A 21,640-nucleotide genomic window follows, 5' to 3' on the forward strand; every position below is an offset into this window, starting at 1 on the left:
GCAAAATAAGCCTCATCCTTTGTTTCATTCCAGAATATTTTGTCGTTGTATGGTTAAAAAATTACCATACACTTATTTACCGTCCTTTATATCCTTTTGTTATCTTTAACCTTATGAATAAATTGATCATCGGCCTGCTTATTTTGTGCTCATTCAATGCTTGCGCACAAGACAGCAAACAAAACGAGCAACAGCTTCAAATATCGAATGCCATTAAAAACAATACCGTCCTTTTAAATAATCAAGAGGCAACCGTCCCCCTATTAAAGTTAGACAAAAGAACTATTGCAAGCGTTTCATTGGGATTTAACTACCAAACTATATTTGACAGTTTAATGAATAAATACGCTAAAATAACTAGCTTCTCTTCGGCCCAATACTTAGGTGACGCAACGCTGGATAACCTGGAAGACGACCTCAAATATTTCAACACAGTTATTATCTCCATCCCCTCCAATGAGGCAACAAATGCAAGAAATATCAATTTTATTTCAAGTATTGCAAAAAGCAAACAGGTTATTGTAACCCTTTTTGGAGATGCGGGATCCATCCAGCTTTTCAATTCTTTCAATAGTCCTATCATCTGGACCGATCAAAACACACCAATTTCCGCCACAGTGATTCCTCAGGCGATCTTTGGAGGCATTGGCTTAAACAAAAAATTAGCCACCACATTATCGCCAAAATATTCAGTAGGCACGGGCTTCAGCACCAATAGTATCCGATTAAAATATACCGTCCCAGAGGATGCTGGGGTGCATACCAATAACCTAAAAGAAATTGATGACATCGCTAAGGAAGCAATCGAAGCTCATGCTACCCCAGGCATAGTGGTATTGGTTGCTAAAGACGGAAAGGTAATCTTTAATAAGGCTTATGGAAACCATACCTATAGCAATGAAAACCCCGACAAACTGACCGATATTTTTGATTTAGCTTCTCTAACCAAAACTACCGCCACTACACCAACAATAATGCGATTGGTTGAGCAAAAAAAATTAAATCTCGACACCAATATTGGTGCTTACATCCCCAGGGCCAGAACGTCACCAATGAACAACATCAAGATTCGCGAGGTGATGCTTCATCAAGCGGGTTTTATCCCTTACATCCCTTTCCACAATGCTATACAACCAAGTGACTATAGTCGTGATTCGAGTGCTGCATACCCTACCAAAGTAGCTGATAACTATTATGTCAGAAAGAATTACTTTAAAGATGTGATGTGGCCAAAAATGCTAAACTCACCGATAAAAACACGAGGTACATATGTATACAGTGACATCAGCATGTATGTAATGAAGGAAATTGCGGAGCGCATTACCGGAATTCCTTTGGATCAATACGTACAAGACAACTTCTACAAACCGCTCGGCATGCAAACTGCTGGTTTTTTACCTAGAAATAGGTTCTCAAGAGACCAGATTGTCCCTACGGAACAGGATACTTATTTCAGAAAAACATTATTGCAAGGTTATGTACACGATCAGGGTGCCGCACTTGCAGGCGGGGTATCTGGTCATGCTGGCTTATTTGCCAGTGCTAACGACGTAGCCATTATTTATCAAATGTTATTAAATAAAGGCACTTATGGGGGCGAACAGTACTTTACACCACAAATTGTAGATATGTTTACCGCTAAACAGTCTAATGTAAGCAGAAGAGGTTTAGGCTTTGACAGATGGGATCCTGATTTGACAAAAAAATATCCATCGGAAACCGCATCTCCTCAAACTTATGGGCATACGGGCTATACCGGAACCTGTGTTTGGGTAGATCCGGCAAGAGGACTAGTTTACATCTTCTTGTCTAACCGGGTATATCCTTCAGTAACTGATAAACTGAGTACGTTAAAAATCAGAGGACGCATACAAGATGTGATCAATAGGGCCATTGATCAGAAATAATAAAATTCCCTTCTACAAGCTGATTGCTTTTAGAAGGGAATTCTTATCTACAATTGGTTGCGGGTAACTTTACCTTTAATCAGAAACATCTTTTGAATAGAATCTCTATGAATCACGGTATCCCCCTTAAAATTAGGATTTGAAGACCTGAGAATAATCTTAGTTGCATCGGAATGCTCAAAGACCAGCTTTACAGTAGTCATATGATTAGAACGTTCATCGGTGACTACCAAATAGGCCTCACCCCATTGAAGAACATCGAAATTTGTAATCTCACGGATCGCAATAATTTCACCACTTGCATATTTCGGATACATACTATCTCCATATATTGGCAAATAGGCATCACAGTCATTGAAGGGCCTGAAGTTGACGTAGTATTCGGGGGCCTCGCCTAGTACACCATATTCACCAAAAGAGATTTCGGAAAGGTTTACATTGAAAAAAGGCACACCTTTCTCATCTGACTCCATAAGCCCCATTTCAGTAACCGGAGCCGCAAGCTGCATTTCCCCTTTCCCTGTGCGCAACCATTCTGGATTAATAGGATAATTATCCGTAACCTCCTTTATTAATCTTGAGCCTATTGACCTATGGCCATTTTCAATGGCTACGTAATTACTGACATTCGGGTTAATCGGACCATAGAATTCATTTGGTCCCTGCCCTTGAAGGGAACGGAATTCTTTTAAGCGCAGGCCAATTTTAATTGATTGAGGATCAGGTTTTTTCAAAATAATATCATCATTAATAGTCTTTTGACTTTTTTATTCAGTCAAAAGATTAGAAGTTTGTTTTGTCTGTTGCTGCAAGATACAAAACTTACTATCAGTAAAACACTAACTAAAACCATATATTATGAACTACTCCACATTTTGTTGTTATGGAAATCGTGTTAGCTCGCTAACAAAACAGGAAATCAAAAACCCGCTATCCGTACTTGAAGCGATATACACCAGAAGAAGCTTAAAAACCTTTAAAGAAAACCTATGGGATCTCTTCTCGAGTATTTACAGAGATCAGCAATGGAGAAAAAAGGGGGCAGCTCATTTCAATCGAATTTATATCGATTTGATTAAACTAGTTGATGCGCTATGGTTAATTTACACTTATCATCCCAAGCTTGGTAATTCAATTATAAGCAGTCATAGCGCTACAAAAACAACTCCTGGTTTGATGAATAACTTCAACATCATATTCACCTGCAGGCAGAGGAAAGATCAACACACGCCGAAAAACACATTAAGATCCTTCTACAAATCCAGATCGTTATCTGCTATTAAGAATAACATTTACAGCTACCTGCAACTGGCTTTAAATGCATCCTATATGAATTGTAATAAGTTTGCTTATTTCGCTTTATCGGAATACAATGTGGTTGATGATTTTCTAAAAATTGAGCGCTTAATAGAACAAGGATCTAATATTTATAACAATAGCTCCTGCCAAAAATCCAATCCCTGCAAGGCCGTTAAATTTGCCAACAACACAGATCATACCACATCCTTAAGTAAAGAAGAGATTGTAAACCCAGCTAATTCTATTAGAAATTTATACCTCCACGATCTCAGGTTTGAGCAGACCTACGAAAGTCTAAAAATTTGGGAGCAGAGTTTTTACGATAAAGATTTTTGGGCAAAAACTGACAATCCTGGCAATATTCTCTTTTTCTCGAATTGCATAAAACAAGTTATTGATTGTATCTGGCTGATGACGCAGACTGGCGAAATTGATACCATCACAGAAAAAAGAGTGCTAAGTCGCAGTAGGAAAAGGCAATTCTTTGCCCTAAATAAGCAAGAGCTTAACCAGCCATTATTGGCTATAAAAAGCTTTTTTGAACACAAAAAAATGCACGAGTGGAAGCAACAACTGGATGAATGGACAGACATCAGTTTGAGTCAGATAGTAATCCCCAAAGACAAGGTTAAAACATCAGAAGACCTGGAGTATCTATTAAAATTTGTCGAAGCTACTCATCTACTAACCTGTTAAAACCTAAGCTACTTGATAAAAAAACTTACCCACATGAAGCAAGGCGGCATGCCATATCGCCATAGCCCTATGGATCGGCGGCCCTACAACAACCTATGAAATCCCATCTCTTGCTGGCAAGAAAAAATCCGTGTCCTTTTTGGGAACACGGATTTTTTAAGATTATTTCTTTAGACCAATTTCTCTTAATCGTTCATCAAGATATTCACCAGCCGTCATATCTGTATATGCTTTGGGATGCTCTGCATCAATACAAGAAGCCAAACTTGTTAAGTCCATATTGCTTCTTGGGTGCAAAAAGAAAGGCACAGAAAACCTTGAAGTTTTCATTAATTCCAAGGGTGGATTTACCACCCTATGCGTAGTTGAACGTAACTTATTATTGGTTAAACGTTGCAACATATCCCCTACATTCACCACAATATCGGTATGATGCGCCTTAATTGGCAACCATTCGTTGCTTCTGGTTAACACTTCCAGACCATCAGCGCTAGCACCGATCAATAAAGTAATTAAGTTGATGTCTTCATGGGCACCCGCACGTACTGCATCATCAGGTAAAGCTTCCGGATGTTCTATCGGAAAATAGTGAATACCCCTTAATATAGAGTTTCCATTGTGAACCTCTTTATCAAAATAGTCAATTGGCAAATTCAAATAAGTAGCGATGGCACGAAGTAAATGTTTACCATTAGCTTCCAGACGTTGATAAATCTCCCTGGTTACAGCATTAAATTCAGGAATTTCTTCCAGGTACTCATTATTAGGGTACTGCTCTTTTATTGGATCATTGTCCATTACCTCCTGACCAATTTGCCAAAATTCTTTTAAATCGGCAGTTTTCGCTCCCTTTGCGGTTTCTTTGCCCGGACTAGTATATCCACGTTGACCCGCAAGTTCAACCTTTTCGTATTTCTTTTTTTGCTCCGGCGAAAGACTAAATGCAGCTTGTATATTTTGATACAGCTTATCTATCAATTCCTGACTCACACCGTGATTGGTAATGGTTACAAAACCAGAATCATTGAATGCTCTGCCTAATTCATCAGAGAATTTTTTACGCTGCGATTCATTTCCGTCAATGTATGAACCCAGATCTAAACAGGGAATATAAGGTGTAGACATAATCTTTAATTTATATAGCTAATAACCACGAATTTAAGAAACAATTGTTAATAAACATTAAATCTACAAAGCCATCAGCCATAAAGAGCTACAAATAAAAAACTTAAGTTACCAACACTACAGACTCGAATTTCATCAATTATCAGTTGATTGTAAAGATAGCGCTACGTTAGGTTTATAAAAAAACTAAAAGCCTAAGCGTTCCGTAACTTTATGTAAGAGATGAATCTCCCCTTTATTCTAATAACCATGAAGAATCTATCAATTATGATCTTAGTGCTCTTATCCTCAATAACCGCGAATGCCCAGTCCAAAAATTTACAAAAGGCGACTTTTGGAATGGGTTGTTTCTGGTGTTCGGAAGCTTTATTCCAAAGACTTAATGGTGTAGCGAGTGTCAGATCAGGATATGAAGGTGGCCATATAGCCAATCCATCTTATGAAGAAGTTTGCACAGGAAGCACTGGCCATGCTGAAGTCATAGAGGTCACTTATGATCCATCAAAAATCAAATATGATGAGCTACTTCAAGTTTTCTGGAAAAGCCATGACCCAACCACATTAAACCGCCAGGGAGCCGACATAGGCACTCAATATCGTTCTGTCATATTTTATCACAATGATGAGCAACGGAAAATTGCTGAAAACTATAAAAAGGAGTTAAATGATGCCAAAGCTTTTAGTAAGCCTATAGTTACAGAAATCACTAAAGCTACTCCATTTTATGTAGCGGAAAATTATCATCAAGACTATTTCAACAAAAACGGGAGCGAACCTTATTGTCGACTGGTGATTTTACCAAAGATGGAAAAATTGGAGAAGTTGTTTAAAGCCAAATTGAAACACTAAAGTAAAACTTATAGACTGCGACATTGTTTTCCTTATCGGATTGCAATCAGGCAATCTGTCTAGTATACGGTTATGGAAAAAATCTTGCAAAAACAATGGGAAGAGAAGGATAAAAAGCTTTATAAAGTTGTAATTTTTAAAGATTTTGAAGAAGCTTTTAGCTTTATGATCCGTGTGGCCTTTTTAGCAGAAAAACACAATCATCATCCTAAATGGACCAATGAATGGAATAAGGTGGAAATCTGGTTATCTACTCATGACGCAGGAAACGTAGTGACAGAGAAAGATCGAAGCCTTGCAACGGAAATAGATAAACTGCTGGGTGTAGGCAATTAAAAACACATAAAAAAGCCCATAACTTTATCAGTTATGGGCTTTTTTATCCTATATCAATTCTTATTTAAGCAATATCAATTAAGGAAGTTTAACACCTCTATATCGGGTAATGTCTACTACTGGTATGTTTGAACCATACTTTGCGTTGATCGCCGAAATAAAAGCATTAGCGGTTATTGCATAGCCCAGCGGAGTTAAGTGGATCCCATCCAATGAGAAAAGATTACCTTGAATAAATGCTCCACTAACTGGAATGCCGTTTACGGGTTTCCCCGCAGCATATTCATTTAACAATGTGTAACCATCCATAATGGCTAAACCTTTTGCGTTGGCTATGCTCTTAATGGTGTTGTTATAGGAGTTGATGTAATCATTAACTGTAAGGACTTCGGCTTTGTCCAGCACATACTGAGTCGCCACAGGATTGCGAGGATCTAAACCGTAAGGTATACCCAAATTATTTGGTATACCCATTACACCAGCAGAACTTAATGTCAATGTAAACAGATCACCTGCGGTAGCAGCTCTAGGCGCACCTACACCAGGTTGAATGTAAATATCCTTTACGTTGGCTCCTGCAGGAGTAGCATTAATTGCCGCAAGTAATGTTTTTAAAGTAACGGTATTGAAGAATGCTGTTGAAGTTACTCCAGGAATAGTCCCTACTACACCTTTAGCTCCTGTTGAAGTCAGTTTATCAATTACCGCATTGTACTCTGTAGCAAACACCCCCTTGTCTGTTGGTGGCGCACCCGCTCCTCCGGCAGTGGCATAAGCTAAGATATCGTTATTACCCAACCAGTTGCTAAAAAACGTCCAGGGTTTAGATGTTGCAAACTCCAGATAAGTTGTTGGATTGGTCAAAAATTCTCCTGGGAGTAATCGCTCGTAAAGACCGTTAAAATCTGCATACTTAGGCAGTCTGGCGTGAATCAATTTAATATTTGGGACACCAAAGTTATTAATTTCCCCAGTATACTTAGTATACAACGTTACTCCATTCACTTGTCCACGAATGGCCAAATTAGATGTTTCCGGGACAATGGTAGGCACTCCATTAGTCAATGCCGTTAGTTTAAGATACCCCGTTCCGTTGGCTTTATCAGTAGGAAAGAAAGGTGTACTAAAGCTGCCGCCACCAACGGATTTCATCTGCTCTGCGATCATCCCGGGGAAAGAATTTTGTTGTCCTTCCAGAGATAAACCTCCATCTGCAAAGCCAGCAGTAAGTGAGTTTCCTAAAGCAATGTAGCGTGTAAAATCTGCCGTCCCCTTAGTTGGAGCTGGGACATCTATCGTCGGTTTACAGGCCGCCAATCCAAGAATGGCTATTGCCAATGCACTTTTATAAAAATATGTAGAGTTCATGATGTTGCGATTTGAAAATTAGAATTTATAAGATAATGCTACACCTGGGATATAGGCCACAGTTTTAAATGTGCCACTAAGCCCTGATTCGATATTCGTTTCGGTTCTTGATTTTACGTTCTCGTATAAGAATGAGAAATCAATGCCAAACCTTTCTGATGGTTTTAAACCAATACCTGCACTTAGCAGAATACGATTTGCATCAGGAACTTCGGGCGTAACATAACCCGTACCAACAGGAGATAAAGCATAACCAGCGCCTGCTCTAAGTGTTAAGAAAGAAGAGGCTTGATTCTGAATACCTACTCTAAAAGTTGCTGCATCATGATAATTACGTGGCGATACTGTAGAAGTACCATTGTTATAATAAAAGGCCAGGTCTTTATAAGTATGCCACCATACCCAATTCACATCAAGTGCAATGGTCGTCTTTTCCGATGGATAAAAACCAAAACCAACAGTACTGGTAGCAGGTAAAGGCAAAGTTGCATTAAATGAAGCTGGCAACAATGGCTGTACAGAAGAAGGGACGTTAGCAAAGATCGCATCTCCGTTCTTTACTGTTGCTAATACCTGAGATCGGTGCGTAATACCTACTGACACTCCGGAAATCGTTTTAATAAAGATACCGGCATTCCAACCAAAATCTTTTGAATTACCTTTGAGCTGCACGGTAGCCTGTTGCCCAGTATTATTGCTATATGGAACTGCCCTTTGAAGATCTACCTTACCTAAAGCATACACCAAACCGGCACCAATACCAATTTGATCTGTAATCTTTAAACTCAATGTTGGTTGGATATAAATTGCCTGTAAATCAAGAGAGGTTACCGTAAACTTTCCCGACCAGTCTTCATTCCAGTGCATTGCCCCACCAAATGGAGTATAAACTCCAATCCCGAATCTCAAGCGATTTTCTGGTGAACCAAAAACGGCATAGGCCGCCGCAGGAGTAGGCACCTTACTTTTATTGTGTTCGGTAATCGAAGAGCCCGTTTGATTAAAGGCCGTTTTAAGCCAGATGCCATTTACGCCCGCTTGTACTCCATTGTTTTTAAGAAAGGAGACTGCGCCCGGATTAAAAAATACCGCGGCTTCATCTAAGGCGAGCCCAGCACCAGCGCCCCCCATTGCTGTTTGTTTTTGTCCCTGGAGATTAACCTGGAATGATTGTGAGAATCCCAATACAGGAATAGCCAGTAAAAAACTTAGTAAAATCTTTTTCATTGATCTTAATTTAGGTAGATGATTGATTAGTTGTTTCGTTCTCAAAAGTTTTGCCCTTTTAGATATAACAAGCATTGATAAGTATAAGTTTTACTAATATATAACTATGCATGCATAATAAAAAACATTTTTCATTTAAAAGTCAAAACAGCATCACCTCTATTCAGGGAAACAATAACATACGTACATTTGCTAACACTGTTATTTTTTCAACAAAAGAAGCAGTGATTTGATTAAAAAAAGATTTAACTATTAGAATATGAGCTTAATAGAAGCATTAAACTGGCGTTATGCCACAAAAAAAATGAATGGTGAGAAAGTTTCTCAAGATAAAGTTGACCAGATTTTGGCTGCAGCCCGTCTTGCACCGACATCATCTGGTTTACAGCCATTTAAAATCATTGTGGTAACCAATCCTGAATTAAAAGAAAAAATTAAAGCCGTAGCTTATGGCCAACAGCAAATTACCGATGCATCACATGTTTTGATCTTTGCCGCTTGGGATAATTACACTGAAGAACGCATCAGATCTGTGTTCTCTTACACCAACAACGAAAGAGGCGTACCAGAGTCTGCAACAGCCGATTATGTAAACAACTTAATTGGAATATACACAAACAGAACGGCTGAAGAGAATTTTCATCATGCTGCAAAACAAGCTTACATCGGTTTCGGTGTAGCCCTGGCAGAAGCTGCACTCCTAAAAGTAGATGCTACTCCCATGGAAGGTTTTGAATCTGCAAAATTAGATGAGTTATTAGGTTTAAAAGCTCAAGGTTTACGCAGTACGACTATTCTGCCTCTTGGCTACAGAGACGAAGCTGGGGATTGGTTGGTAAACTTGAAAAAAGTTAGGACTCCTTTGGAGAACTTTGTAACTGAAATTAAGTAAAAAAACACAGTTTATAAGAAACCGTTTCATAATCCGTTTATGGAACGGTTTTTTTTATTCTAATTTTCTTACCCCCTTTCAACTGTCAAAAAGTGTTAAAGATGCAAGCTTGTTAACCTATTCATTTATGAAATGAATATATTAGCAATATTAATTGTATACAACCATTTTTGATGAGATTTATAAAATTTGCAATTGCCCTTATAATACTTTCGACTGCTCTGCAGCTTTCAGCTCTTGCGCAGCAGGACAGTGTCGTTTTAGACAACATTTTAAAAAAGACTAAAAAGGTAAACGACGAGCGCCCCGTAGAAAAGGTGTATCTCCATTTCGATAAACCATATTATAGCGTTGCAGACACGATGTGGTTTAAAGCCTATTTAACAATGGAACAAAATCTTCCCTCACTGTTAAGTAAAATAGTATATGTAGATGTCATCAACAACAAAGATTCGCTGATACAAACTATAAAGCTTCCTGTAGTTGGAGGCGTAGCAGCGGGATATATTCCACTTAGTCCCGGCACTTATCAACAAGGTAATTACTACGTTAAAGCCTATACTATGTGGATGTTAAACTTTAGCGATGACTATTTCTTTAGTAAAACGATTCCTATTGGAGAGGCTATTGAGAAACAGATCAATACCCTACTCAGTTATAAGACCACAGAAACGGACAAAACCCAGGTTATCGATGCCGTTATACAGTTTAAAAACCGAGACAATCAAATTCAGGCCAATAAAATAGTAAACTGGAGGGTTCTATCAAATTACGATGTGGTAGCCAAGGGCAAGGGCACCACAGATCAAAGTGGTTTCTTAAGGATAAAGATAGATCCCCGAAAAAGCGACAAAATTAAAATTGGCGAACTGATTACCGATATTAACATTACGGAGAAGGGGGTGGTTACTTCTACTTTTAAACTTAAACCAACCACAGCTGCAGCTTACGATCTCCAGTTTTTCCCTGAGGGTGGAGAACTCATCGCTGGAATTGCTTCCCGAATTGGCTTTAAAGCGATAAATGGAAATGGTTCAGGTATTGAATTAAAAGGTTCGGTAGTTGACAACAGTGGTACTAAACTCAGCGACTTCAGTTCTACTCATTTGGGTATGGGTTCTTTTTATATCAATGCTGAAGCTGGAAAAACTTATAAAGCCAATGTCACCTTTAGTGATGGCACAACTAAAAGTTTCGATTTACCAAAAACACTTGAATCAGGAATAGTAGCGCAGGTTAACAATACAGATTCACTGCTATTTAACTTAAAGATAGTGGCCAATGATGCTTATTTTGAAGCCAATAAGAACAAAAACCTATTCATCGTAGCCACCAATGGCACAGTGGTTTATTATGCTGCCAAAACAAAATTAAACAGCCAGGTAACTGCAGCCAAAATCCCTAAAGACAAGTTTCCTGCGGGCATAGTTCAAATTACCCTATTCTCTGAAACAGGCGAGCCTGTAAGTGAAAGACTTGCCTTCAACTACCAACCACACGGAATAAAACTATCCTTAAAAACTGACCTTGCGACTTATAAACCTCGTCAAAAAGTTAAACTAGCGGTAACAGCGAAGAACGGAGCTCAATTTGCAGACGGGAATTTCTCTATTGCGGTAACAGATGAGCAAAAAGTACCTGTTGATGAAAATTCGGAAATCACTATTTTAAGCTCATTACTGCTTACGTCTGAATTAAAAGGATATATCGAAAAGCCCAATTATTATTTTAATAAAACAAACGCCAAAAAATTAGCTGATTTAGATGTATTGATGCTTACGCAAGGCTTTCGCCGATATGCATATAAAGAGATTCTTGCTGGTAAATTCCCACCAATTACCTTTTTACCAGAGCAGAGTATGGCGCTAACCGGTACTTTAAGAGATCGTACGGGTATGCCAGTAAGAAAAGGTAATTTACGATTAACTGTACCAGGTACTAGAATTGGTGTTGAAACCATCACTAGCCCATCTGGAATTTTTGCTTTTCAAAACCTTAATTTCCCTGATTCATCAGAAGTGGTGATTAGTGCGAAATACAATCCCAATGGAAATAATCTAATGGTTTTATTGGATGGTCAACCTGCGCCACAGATTGGCAAAAACCCCTATCCTGCGCAAGAGGTAACCAATATCGACAGTACTTTATCGGCATACCTGAACAACAGTAAAAGACAATACAGCTATTTACGTCAGCTTAAGGAAGTAAAAATTGAAGGGGCAAAAGCGAAAAGACCGAGCCATGCTGATTATCCAGCGCTTTCGGGTTTAAGCTCTATTTCAGGAACCTTAATAGAAGGCGATCGTTTTAAAGATTGCAACATGCTAACCATGTGTCTGCAGACTATGGCTACAGGACTTATTTTTTACGAGAACAACTTTTATGTAAACAGAGATTACCAACAAGGCAGTCGCGTACCGGTACAAATCTTCTTAAATGGCATGCCAATCGATTATTTTGGACTTGCCAGCGTCCAATCGTCTGAGGTAGAAAACGTAGAGGTGTTTACTAAAGATGAATTGGGTACGGTAAACAGAATGTACAATACGAATGGTGTATTGGTGATCAATACCAAGAAAGCTCCAAAAGGCACAAAAATGAGTATGGAGGAGTTTAAAAAGTTAATTCCTGATCCAAGTGTACTTAAAATCAGACCTAAGGGCTACAGTAAGCAACGTGAATTTTACTCACCTAAATACGTGAATGCTGCTGCAACTTATAATTTTAACGATTTACGCAGTACGATCTACTGGAACCCTAAAGTGATGACAACTGCTGATGGAGGCCTATCATTAGAATACTACAATGCAGATGGCAAGGGTACTTATAAAGCGGTTATTGAAGGTGTCGATAAAAACGGGAACGTCGGCCGCTTTGTTTACCGTTATACAGTCAAATAAGCATAGCTACTTAAGTAGCATTTAAATAAATAAGGGGGCTATTTACTAGTCCCCTTATTTGTTTAATCTTCTTTTTTCTCTTTCTCAAACTTACATTTAACACCTGTATCTGTCATGATCCAGGAGGTATATTCCGCCCCCTTCTCCCGCTCACAATCCCAATAATTATACCCACCTTTAAGGTATCTGTAAAATTCATTACTAATCTGAACCTCTGTTCCAACCGGAATGCTTAAAGTAAGTTCTACCTCTTGTCCCCGCCAGTTGCTCATCTTTGGTATATGTAAAACCGGACTAAAGCTTAAAGTTGCCCCCTCCTGTAAAAAATCATAGTGAATATTTTGAGCATTTTTTAAAGCTACTTCAAAAGTTTTGCCTCTCGATTTAAAATTAGTACTTAAAGAGACCTTACCGTCGGTGCTTTTTTCAATTTTAAAACTGATACTTCTTGGGCTGTTAAAATCATCATCTCTGCTATTCAATATCTTTCTGCCTTTATAACGCGCAGGATCTATTCGGTAATTTAAACTATCTTCCTTCGTAAAAAACCGCTCCATATTTATATTTAATGAATAAACAGGATGAACCTTTAATGGGGTTGTCTGCGCAAATTCTGCACCTTCTTTAAATTCAGTTGAAACCTTTGCTACATAATAGATTCCCGTTACCACAGCACCCAACCAAATTAACAACAACCCATAGGATAGTACTTTATTAATAGGCCGGCCATTAAAACCTACACGTATTGAAAACAGGATCAGTGCCAATAATGGAATAATCAGCACAATAAAAACGGCAACTGTCATTGCAAACAAGTATTCCTCATTCACCATGCTGATAGGAAAATAGTTGTGCACGTCCGAATTCCAAAAACCTAAGAAAGCAGCGAGTGCAACAATTGTCCCCAACAAAAAGAACGATGCGAAAACCACTATCGACCCAACAATAATTTTAAAGATCACCTTACCGGTACCTTGCAAAAACTCACCCATCGCCTGAATAAAACCAGCAATAAAACCACGTGATTGTTCAGCAAATGGATGCAGAGAACTATTCGCAAATCCCTTCAAGTTAGTTTCCTCTCCACGCATTTCCATTTTCTCTATTCTCGTTTTTGCCTTAGGCACCATAATCCAGAAGATGATGTAAACCAGCAGTCCTGACCCAAATATAAACATGGTAAGGAACGTGAATAATCTTACCCATTTGGCTTCGATGTCCAGGTAATGTCCTAAACCAGCACAAACACCTGCAACCATCGCCTGATCGGTATCCCTATATAATTTTTTAATTGGATTATACTCAGGACCTGAGATTTGCTCTTCTGGCGATTCTTCTGATGTTTCGAAGTCCTTTACAGATCCCATCTGTTGAATAACAGACTGAACATCGTCTACATTAATCACTTGCTTCTGTTGAGCAGAGAGCTTTTCTGCGAACATTTCTGCGATACGGTTCTCAATATCTGTTACAATTTCAAAGTCATCTGCGTTTTTTGAAAAATGCTGTTTCACCTCATTTAAATAAACGGTGAGTATTTCGTAGGCATCCTCTTCAATGTGAATGATCGAGTTGCCGATATTTATGTTGTGTGTCTTCTTCATGATTCGGTTTGATTAATTGGTCCTTTTGATTCCTGATCCGCTACTTTTTTAGAAGTATTAATGGCATAAGCCAGCTCTTGCCAAGTCGTATCAAGCTGTTTTAAAATGGCTTTTCCATCTTCAGTGAGCATGTAGTATTTACGTGGTGGCCCCGAAGTAGACTCTTGCCAATTATAGCTCAACAAACCGTTGTTCTTTAAGCGGGTAAGTAATGGGTAGAGCGTTCCCTCAACTACGAGGAGTTTTGCCTGTTTTAATTCCGCGATAATATCCGAAGCATAAATCTCGCCCCTTGATATAATAAGCAGCACACAGTATTCAAGTATGCCCTTTCGCATTTGCGTTTGCGTATTTTCTGCTATCATAATACAAAGTTATATGTTTTATACAGTAATATGCAATACATAGTACTATAAAAAGAGCAAATAAAGTTTTATGAGTCTGATTATCAGTACAATAATTTACATAGAATTTACAATTTTAAGGAGAATCTTTACAGAAAATAAGAAAAAATGGAAATTATGAACATTTCGACATTTTTGAGATTTTGTGGCGCAGAGTTTGCCAATCTCTAAGCACATCAATCAAATTACATCTATCTATGTTGATCAAATTGAATTCCGTTCTTCAAATCTTTGCCAGGCAAAAGGAAGAAAAAGCAGCACACCATTTAACCAGAAAAGAATGGATTAATGTAGATCGAATTGTAATGATCATACTGATTCTAAGCGTCATAATTGGCGCCATTATTTTCTCTTAAAGCTTATAATTTAAAGTAGTAAGGTGTCTATCCGATGTGCCTGAACCCGATTTTGTATTGTGGACCAGGTATAGATGGTAAAATGCCCATCCTGCGAGGCCACCAAGGCAGTAGCGTCTCTTTGATCATGGACAAACTGGGCGGCAGAAAGATGCCTGGTTCCGCCTACTTTTGCAGGGTGCATCACCACCGCCGATCCTCCATAAATGGGCTCTGAGAAAGACAGTTCATCAATGTTTTCTTTGCCTTTTGCCCGACCTATTTTGGCACCAAAGGCTAACAATTCGTACTCATTGCTGATCACAGTTGCCCCATCCACAGCTGTAAGCCCGGCAAGATGTTCTACTTCACGTTTTAATGCAGTTTGCCAAAAAATCTGACTGGCTTCTTTTCTGTCCTGTTGCAACAATTTAGATAAACCGGTAAAAGAAGGTTGGATCCCATATTGGATGGGCTTTATAATAGACTGAAGCCAATTCCTTGTCTCATTGGGTACAACCAACAAGGTTCCCCCACGACCGTGTGCCCGCATAGAAACCGCCAATTGGATCAATACATTCACAGAATCATTCCAATACGATGGTGCGGTAAGATCAAGAAGCGACATGAGCATTGGCGGACAGTCTGGTACATTAGTATGATTACCATCTACCATCTTTACCTGATCACCCTTAAGTACTGCTATGTTGGTAAACTTTCCGAAGCCATAAATTCTGCGGTGTTTAATCACTAGCAATGCCGGCTCGGAAACATCGAGTACAAAACAAAAATTAGGAATACTTACCGTAGTTCCCCATACATACAATTCTCCCTCCTCTATCCAAATCCCAAGGTGAATACCTGCTCGCTCCACTCCTGGAGCAATTTTAGTTAAGGTACCAGGGTTTAATGGCAGTCGCTGTTTAAATAGCAAAGGATTACCTGCTTGTTCTGGTGGCAAAAAGGCAAGAGATATTTTTGGAGAATGTCCTTCTTCTTTACGCAAACTAGCCCAAAAGGTCGCATCAATAATTGCCTCAACAACATTTGCCGTGGGCAATGGTGCAAGGTCTTCTTCACCGCTCTCAGTGGCCGCAGCGAGGTGCTGCGCAAAAATCGCTTCCACTTTTGGTGCTATAATTCTTGCTGCCTGATACGTTGTACGGTAAATCATGCCATAAAGTTAATTGATTTAGAGCAAAGAACCACATCATTTAATTGTCAATCTAATGCCCGGGCCCCTCCGCTATTTTCTGACTACCGAAACATATTAAAAACTATTTATCTAAGTTTGCAAGATGCTATCTTATACAGAAGAAAACTATTTAAAAGCACTATTGATGCTCAGCTTCCAGAATGAAGAGAAGCCAGAAGTGGGCACAAATGAAATGGCAGCTTATTTAGGTGTAAAGCCGGCTACCGCTACAGACATGCTTAAAAAGCTGAAAGAGAAGGAGCTAGTGATTTATGAGAAGTATGGCAAAATTCTACTTTCCGACCTAGGTAGAAAAAAGGCTACTGCCATATTGAGAAAACATAGACTATGGGAAACCTTTTTATATAAAAAACTAGATTTCAGCTGGGATGAGGTACATGAGGTAGCAGAACAACTTGAACATATTCAGTCAGAAAAACTGGTCAACAAGTTGGAAGAATATCTTGACTTCCCTGAATTTGATCCGCATGGTGACCCAATTCCGAAGGCCAATGGCGACATCCCTTCCATTGATAAAACCTTACTATCGGCAGTAACGATTGGCGAAGGATGTAAAGTTGTTGCTGTAAAAGATACCTCTACTTTGTTTCTTCAATATCTTGAAAAACTTAAGATTACCATCGGCACCAATATCAAAGTCACAGAAGTAATAGATTTTGATGGATCGCTAAACATTCAAATAGAAAATGCCCCAATCAGGAGCGTTTCTATGAAGTTTGCTGATAGCCTTTTTGTAAAGAGATAGTCGTAAATTTGTCCAAACCCATTAAAAACCAACAATACACAATCTATGTCTACAGAAATAAAATGCCCCAACTGCGCACACACTTTTCCAATTGAAGAAGTGATGGCTGAGGAGTATAAAAAAGACCTTCGTGAAAAGATGGTTTCTTTTACCAAACAAAAGGATGAGGAATACAATAAAAAGCTTACTGAATTTGCACAACAGCAAAAGCAGCAGGAACAAACTTTTGAACTTCAACAGAAAGAGCAAGCTAAGGCTTTTGAACTAAAACTTGAAGAAGAGAAAAAACTGTTACAAGGTGTGTTGGAAGAGAACTTACGTAAAAGCATCTCTTCTGATTTTGAGAATAAGCTGCAAATGCTTGACAATGCCAACAAGGAAAATGAAGAGAAACTGAAACTGGCACGATCTAAGGAACTGGACTTTATGAAAAAAGAACAGGCCATGAAAGACAAGGAAGCAGAGCTTGAACTTGAAATTCAACGTAAGCTACAGGAGCAGCGAGCTGAGATGACCGAGCAAATTCGTAAACAGGAAGCTGAAAAAACGAACTTAAAAGACACGGAACATCAGCTAAGGGTAAAGGAACTAGAAAAACAACTGGACGACCAAAAGAAACTGGCAGAAGAAATGAAGCGTAAAGCTGAACAGGGTTCTATGCAGCTTCAGGGAGAGGTTCAGGAACTGATTCTGGAAGAGCTGTTACGAAATGCTTTCCCATTTGATTTGGTTACCGAAGTTGGAAAAGGAGTACGTGGAGCAGATTGTGTGCACCATATTAGAAACCAATTTGGCCAGGATTGTGGTAAAATCATATATGAGAGTAAGCGCACGAAGGATTTCTCTATGGAATGGATAGAGAAGTTAAAAAAAGACATGCGTAGTATGGGTGTTGATGTGGCTGTAATTGTAACCCAGGCTTATCCAAAAGGAATGGACTGTTTTGGAGAAAAAGACGGGGTATGGATTTGTTCATTTGAAGAGGTAAAAGCCGTTTCCTATATACTTAGGGATGGCATCGTTAAACTATTTAGTGCCACAAAATCTCAGGAAAACCGTGGAGATAAGATGCACATGCTATACGATTACCTAACCAGCACTGAGTTTTCTGAACAATGGAAAGCCATTAGGGAAGGTTTTATGAGCATGAAATTATCTATACAACGCGAGCGCGATGCGATGGAGAAATTGTGGAAGGCCAGAGAAAAACAACTGGAAAAAGTGATGCTCAATGCAACACATATCCGGGGATCTATTGAAGGTATTGCCGGTACTGACAGTATCCAGCTCAGCCTTACAGATGACGATGATGAACCGTTATTACTGGAATAAATAAAAAAGCCGGAACAATTTTTCCGGCTTTTTAGCTAAATAATCTTTTTATTACTGGGCAAGATACCCGCCATCAGCGGCATAATAGGTTCCTGTCACAAAAGAAGCCTTATCAGAGGCCAGCCACAAAACAAGCTCTGCTATTTCTTGTGCCTCACCTAAGCGACCAATTGGATGCAATTTCACCAATCCTTCCATTTGTTCTGCGCTCAGGTGCTCCTCTAACAAAGGCGTTTTTATATAACCCGGACCAACAGAATTGATACGAATTTTCTGATCGGCATATTCCAGTGCAGCTGATTTAGTTAAACCTACTACACCATGCTTTGCAGCCACATAAGCAGGAGAAAACTTTGTACCAACCTGTCCTAAAATAGAAGCCATATTGATAATGCTACCGCCTCCACTTTTCAAAAGAGCAGGGATCTGATAGCGTAAACCATAAAACACCCCACTTAGATTAATCCCGATTACTTTTTCCCAGCTTTCAATAGGATATTCGCCTGTAGGTGCCGCCTCGCCTCCTATTCCCGCATTGTTTACACTAATATGTAAAGCCCCATAATGAGCTACAGTTTGCTTTACCAAATTATCATTATCAACTGCTTTTGAAGTATCTGCTTTTATAAAAAAAGCATCCCCGCCATTTTTTACGATCTCCGCTACAACAGCATTTCCATGTTCCTCATTAATATCAGAAACAACAACTTTTGCACCCTCAGCAGCAAACGAAAAGGCGACAGCTTTACCAATGCCAGAACCTGCTCCGGTAACAATAGCAACTTTATTCTCTAAACTCTTCATATGATATATTTTATGATTGTAGTCAAACCTATCTTAGGATTAACCTTCTTTAAAAACATAATTACAACGCATAGATGAGTAAAAGTGTTTGTAAGTCAAATGTCAGATCTAGGGATATGCATGTTGGATATAAATTTTACACTGCGTTACTTTGCATTGTAAAATCAAAAAAGATGATCTACGCTAAAAAAAAAATACAAAACAATGCAAACCTTGCTACACAAACGGCAAAGATCATTGCCAATGTAAATGAATTGGAGCAAAAGAACTTAGTAAGGATTGAAGGAAATGACGTTTTTGTTTATCCAGAGATATGGAAAGATAAAGCAACAGCCTTAAACTGGATAAAGTGCCTCCATCTATATTGTATGGTAAAAAAGCGTTTCAAGGAGAGTGATACCCTCAATTTCAAACATTTTGTGACCAAAGAGTTGATCGGCACCTTTAAAAACAAAAAAGCTAGTGTAGGCGTCTTTTAACGATGCCATTTTTCTTTCTCGGCTGCATCCATATAAGTCCAGGCCACAAAGCGGCTAATCTTCTGGCCCTGTGCCATTTCAACAGTCTTGACTTCTGCTGCGCCCGCACTTTGCAATGCTCTATAGATAAAGGATAAATTGCTGCTTTTTGAAACCAAGCTTGAGAACCACAAGCACTGATCGGCTATGTCTGCGCTTTCATCGATCATATTTCTGATGAAAGATACTTCTCCGCCTTCACACCAGAGCTCCGTATGTTGTCCTCCAAAATTCAATACCCCATGACTTGCTTTTCCTTTACCCAGATTGCGAACTTTCTTATTTGAGCCTGCAGCAGCTTCAGCTGCTGAAGCATGGAAGGGTGGATTACACATCGTAAAATCAAATAACTCTCCCGGCTTAACAATTCCTCTAAAAATATAAGCTTTATGCGGCTGATGTTTCAAGGTAATCGCATCCGATAAGGGCTCATTTGCTGCTACAATGCTTTTTGCGGCCTTAATGGCTAGAGGATCAATATCGGAACCCGTAAAACTCCATCCGTACTCCTGTCGCCCTATAATCGGGTAAATACAATTCGCCCCCACACCTATATCTAATCCGTTCACTTTTTTCCCTGTCGGCACAACACCAGCATTATTTTCCGCAAGCAAATCGGCTATATAATGGATATAATCAGCTCTACCTGGTATTGGCGGACACAAATAATTTTCCGGTATATCCCAATTGTCAATCCCATAAAAATGTTTCAGCAATGCTTTATTTAACATCTTTACAGCAGCAGGATTAGAAAAATCAATGGATTGATCTCCATAAGCATTTACTGCAACAAATGATTTTAAGCCAGGCAAGCTTTTAATCAGCTCAGGAAAATCGTACCTGGAACGGTGTTTATTTCGGGGATGAAGGATATTCTTTTCTGTAGACATTCGTTGATAAAACTTAACCAAAGGTAAAGGTTTTAAGGAAACCTTGGATATGTAAGAAAGCATGAGTTACTTTGTAAGGTTTTGTATTTGCAAGCAATTAAAACAATATGGGTAAATTTATAAGAGGTTTTGGTTATGCATTTTCCGGATTGGGTTATGCTTTTAAAAGCCAACTCAACTTTAAAGCTCACCTATTAACTGCTATACTGGTAAGTATTGCAGGTTGCTGGTTCAAATTGTCCCTTGCCGAATGGCTTTGGATCGTCGCTGCTATTGGAATGGTGTTGATGGCAGAACTATTAAACACTGCGATAGAAGTTCTGGTAGACCTGGTTTCTCCTGAAATACATCCCAAAGCTAAGATCACTAAAGATGTTGCCGCAGCGGCCGTACTTGTAACCGCAATTACAGCTGCAATTATAGGAATGATCATCTTTATCCCCAAAATATTAGACTATGCTTCATAAAACCAGGGGCATTATTTTAAAAACAACGTTATACAGTGAAAGCAGTGTCATCGTACAAATGTTTACCGAGAAATTCGGTATTCAGTCTTATATGATCAACGGCGTAAAAAAGCCGAAGGCCAAAATAAGGATGAATATGTTGCAACCACTGCATCTGGTGGATATGGTGGTTTACCATAAAACAAATACAAGTATACAGCGTATTTCGGAGCTTAGGCCCGCTCCTATTTTTCGTAGCATTCCATACGATATTATTAAAAGCACCATTGTCCTTTTTCTAAATGAAGTCTTGTACAAAAGTATCAGACAACAAACCACGGATGAACATTTATTTGATTTTATATTTAGTGCGATCTGTTGGTTTGATGAAACTGAAGAAATAAACGTAAGCTTTCATCTTGCTTTTTTGCTAAAACTTTCCCGTTTCTTAGGTTTTGCACCAAGTACCCAGACTAAAAGTGATCAAAGTTACTTCGATTTACAGGAGGGGGAATTCAAATCTGCTATTCCTTTACATCCGTATTTTCTCGATAAACATGATGCATCGCTCTTCATTTCTTTATTTTCTTTGCCTTTTGAAAAAATAAATGAAATAAATATTGAGAATCAAACCCGTCGATTGATCTTGGATAAAATATTGGTTTACTATACTTTACATACCGCTTCTTTTGGAGACATTCGATCTCATCAGGTATTAGAAGATGTTCTTTCATAAAATTTAACATC

Annotated in this window: 20 protein-coding genes; 11 read left to right on the forward strand and 9 right to left on the reverse strand. The window is 38.8% G+C overall.

The window, feature by feature from the left end; translation table 11 throughout:
• Positions 1-113 precede the first annotated feature (113 nt).
• Positions 114-1,907 (forward strand): serine hydrolase domain-containing protein, encoded by a 1,794-nt coding sequence (locus BLS35_RS02945; RefSeq protein ID WP_090777638.1) that lies wholly within the window; start codon positions 114-116, stop codon positions 1,905-1,907.
• A gap of 47 nt (positions 1,908-1,954) precedes the next feature.
• Here BLS35_RS02945 and BLS35_RS02950 read toward each other — a convergent pair whose 3' ends face one another.
• Positions 1,955-2,641: a S24 family peptidase gene (locus tag BLS35_RS02950; protein WP_254778623.1), complete on the reverse strand. Its 687-nt coding sequence runs from the start codon at positions 2,639-2,641 to the stop codon at positions 1,955-1,957.
• Between the two features lie 124 nt (positions 2,642-2,765).
• On the opposite strand from BLS35_RS02950, the gene BLS35_RS02955 reads away from it, so the two are divergent.
• Positions 2,766-3,902 carry a hypothetical protein gene (locus tag BLS35_RS02955; protein WP_090777641.1) on the forward strand — a complete coding sequence of 379 codons (1,137 nt, stop codon included), beginning with the start codon at positions 2,766-2,768 and terminating at the stop codon, positions 3,900-3,902.
• 162 nt (positions 3,903-4,064) lie between these two features.
• Here the strand turns inward: BLS35_RS02955 and BLS35_RS02960 are convergent, their stop codons facing one another.
• Entirely contained in the window at positions 4,065-5,027 is a 963-nt protein-coding gene (locus BLS35_RS02960; protein ID WP_090777644.1) for an isopenicillin N synthase family dioxygenase, read from the reverse strand.
• A gap of 249 nt (positions 5,028-5,276) precedes the next feature.
• Between BLS35_RS02960 and msrA the strand changes: the two genes are divergently transcribed.
• Together msrA and BLS35_RS02970 are read left to right on the forward strand one after the other, a co-directional pair.
• The gene (msrA, locus tag BLS35_RS02965; RefSeq protein WP_254778625.1) at positions 5,277-5,876 is read left to right on the forward strand and encodes a peptide-methionine (S)-S-oxide reductase MsrA; all 600 of its coding nucleotides are present in this window, start codon (positions 5,277-5,279) and stop codon (positions 5,874-5,876) included.
• A gap of 72 nt (positions 5,877-5,948) precedes the next feature.
• Positions 5,949-6,212 carry a 4a-hydroxytetrahydrobiopterin dehydratase gene (locus BLS35_RS02970; RefSeq protein ID WP_090777648.1) on the forward strand — a complete coding sequence of 88 codons (264 nt, stop codon included), beginning with the start codon at positions 5,949-5,951 and terminating at the stop codon, positions 6,210-6,212.
• Between the two features lie 78 nt (positions 6,213-6,290).
• Here BLS35_RS02970 and BLS35_RS02975 read toward each other — a convergent pair whose 3' ends face one another.
• Both BLS35_RS02975 and BLS35_RS02980 read right to left on the reverse strand, forming a co-directional pair.
• Positions 6,291-7,580, reverse strand: a complete 1,290-nt coding sequence (locus tag BLS35_RS02975; protein WP_090777650.1) for an SGNH/GDSL hydrolase family protein — start codon at positions 7,578-7,580, stop codon at positions 6,291-6,293.
• Positions 7,581-7,598: 18 nt separating this feature from the next.
• Complete coding sequence (locus tag BLS35_RS02980; RefSeq protein ID WP_090777652.1) at positions 7,599-8,807, reverse strand: OmpP1/FadL family transporter; 1,209 nt, start codon at positions 8,805-8,807, stop codon at positions 7,599-7,601.
• A gap of 259 nt (positions 8,808-9,066) precedes the next feature.
• On the opposite strand from BLS35_RS02980, the gene BLS35_RS02985 reads away from it, so the two are divergent.
• Positions 9,067-9,699: an NAD(P)H-dependent oxidoreductase gene (locus tag BLS35_RS02985; protein ID WP_090777654.1), complete on the forward strand. Its 633-nt coding sequence runs from the start codon at positions 9,067-9,069 to the stop codon at positions 9,697-9,699.
• Positions 9,700-9,872: 173 nt separating this feature from the next.
• Entirely contained in the window at positions 9,873-12,599 is a 2,727-nt protein-coding gene (locus BLS35_RS02990; protein WP_090777656.1) for a carboxypeptidase-like regulatory domain-containing protein, read from the forward strand.
• 62 nt (positions 12,600-12,661) lie between these two features.
• Here the strand turns inward: BLS35_RS02990 and BLS35_RS02995 are convergent, their stop codons facing one another.
• The 3 genes from BLS35_RS02995 to BLS35_RS03005 form a co-directional block, all read right to left on the reverse strand.
• Positions 12,662-14,203 carry a PspC domain-containing protein gene (locus BLS35_RS02995; RefSeq protein WP_090777659.1) on the reverse strand — a complete coding sequence of 514 codons (1,542 nt, stop codon included), beginning with the start codon at positions 14,201-14,203 and terminating at the stop codon, positions 12,662-12,664.
• Positions 14,200-14,568: a PadR family transcriptional regulator gene (locus BLS35_RS03000; RefSeq protein ID WP_090777661.1), complete on the reverse strand. Its 369-nt coding sequence runs from the start codon at positions 14,566-14,568 to the stop codon at positions 14,200-14,202. The genes BLS35_RS02995 and BLS35_RS03000 overlap by 4 nt, the downstream gene beginning before the upstream one ends.
• Positions 14,569-14,973: 405 nt before the next feature.
• Entirely contained in the window at positions 14,974-16,116 is a 1,143-nt protein-coding gene (locus BLS35_RS03005; protein ID WP_090777663.1) for a putative sensor domain DACNV-containing protein, read from the reverse strand.
• A gap of 124 nt (positions 16,117-16,240) precedes the next feature.
• Between BLS35_RS03005 and BLS35_RS03010 the strand changes: the two genes are divergently transcribed.
• Complete coding sequence (locus BLS35_RS03010; RefSeq protein ID WP_090777665.1) at positions 16,241-16,903, forward strand: metal-dependent transcriptional regulator; 663 nt, start codon at positions 16,241-16,243, stop codon at positions 16,901-16,903.
• Positions 16,904-16,948: 45 nt separating this feature from the next.
• A complete protein-coding gene (locus BLS35_RS03015; RefSeq protein ID WP_165973289.1) occupies positions 16,949-18,235 on the forward strand; it encodes a DUF2130 domain-containing protein in 1,287 nt (428 codons plus the stop codon).
• Positions 18,236-18,286: 51 nt separating this feature from the next.
• Here BLS35_RS03015 and BLS35_RS03020 read toward each other — a convergent pair whose 3' ends face one another.
• Entirely contained in the window at positions 18,287-19,039 is a 753-nt protein-coding gene (locus BLS35_RS03020; protein ID WP_090777667.1) for an SDR family NAD(P)-dependent oxidoreductase, read from the reverse strand.
• Positions 19,040-19,212: 173 nt separating this feature from the next.
• On the opposite strand from BLS35_RS03020, the gene BLS35_RS03025 reads away from it, so the two are divergent.
• On the forward strand, positions 19,213-19,518 hold the full coding sequence (locus BLS35_RS03025; RefSeq protein WP_090777669.1) for a hypothetical protein: 306 nt from the start codon (positions 19,213-19,215) through the stop codon (positions 19,516-19,518).
• On the opposite strand, the gene rlmF is transcribed toward BLS35_RS03025, so the two are convergent.
• The gene (rlmF, locus tag BLS35_RS03030) at positions 19,515-20,510 is read right to left on the reverse strand and encodes a 23S rRNA (adenine(1618)-N(6))-methyltransferase RlmF (protein ID WP_371328235.1); all 996 of its coding nucleotides are present in this window, start codon (positions 20,508-20,510) and stop codon (positions 19,515-19,517) included. The two genes, BLS35_RS03025 and rlmF, sit on opposite strands and share 4 nt — an antisense overlap.
• 44 nt (positions 20,511-20,554) lie before the next feature.
• Between rlmF and BLS35_RS03035 the strand changes: the two genes are divergently transcribed.
• Entirely contained in the window at positions 20,555-20,914 is a 360-nt protein-coding gene (locus tag BLS35_RS03035; protein ID WP_090777670.1) for a diacylglycerol kinase family protein, read from the forward strand.
• On the forward strand, positions 20,904-21,629 hold the full coding sequence (gene recO / locus BLS35_RS03040; protein WP_090777672.1) for a DNA repair protein RecO: 726 nt from the start codon (positions 20,904-20,906) through the stop codon (positions 21,627-21,629). The genes BLS35_RS03035 and recO overlap by 11 nt, the downstream gene beginning before the upstream one ends.
• The last annotated feature ends 11 nt before the right edge of the window (positions 21,630-21,640 follow it).

This window comes from Pedobacter sp. ok626 (assembly GCF_900100435.1).
Lineage (GTDB): Bacteria > Bacteroidota > Bacteroidia > Sphingobacteriales > Sphingobacteriaceae > Pedobacter.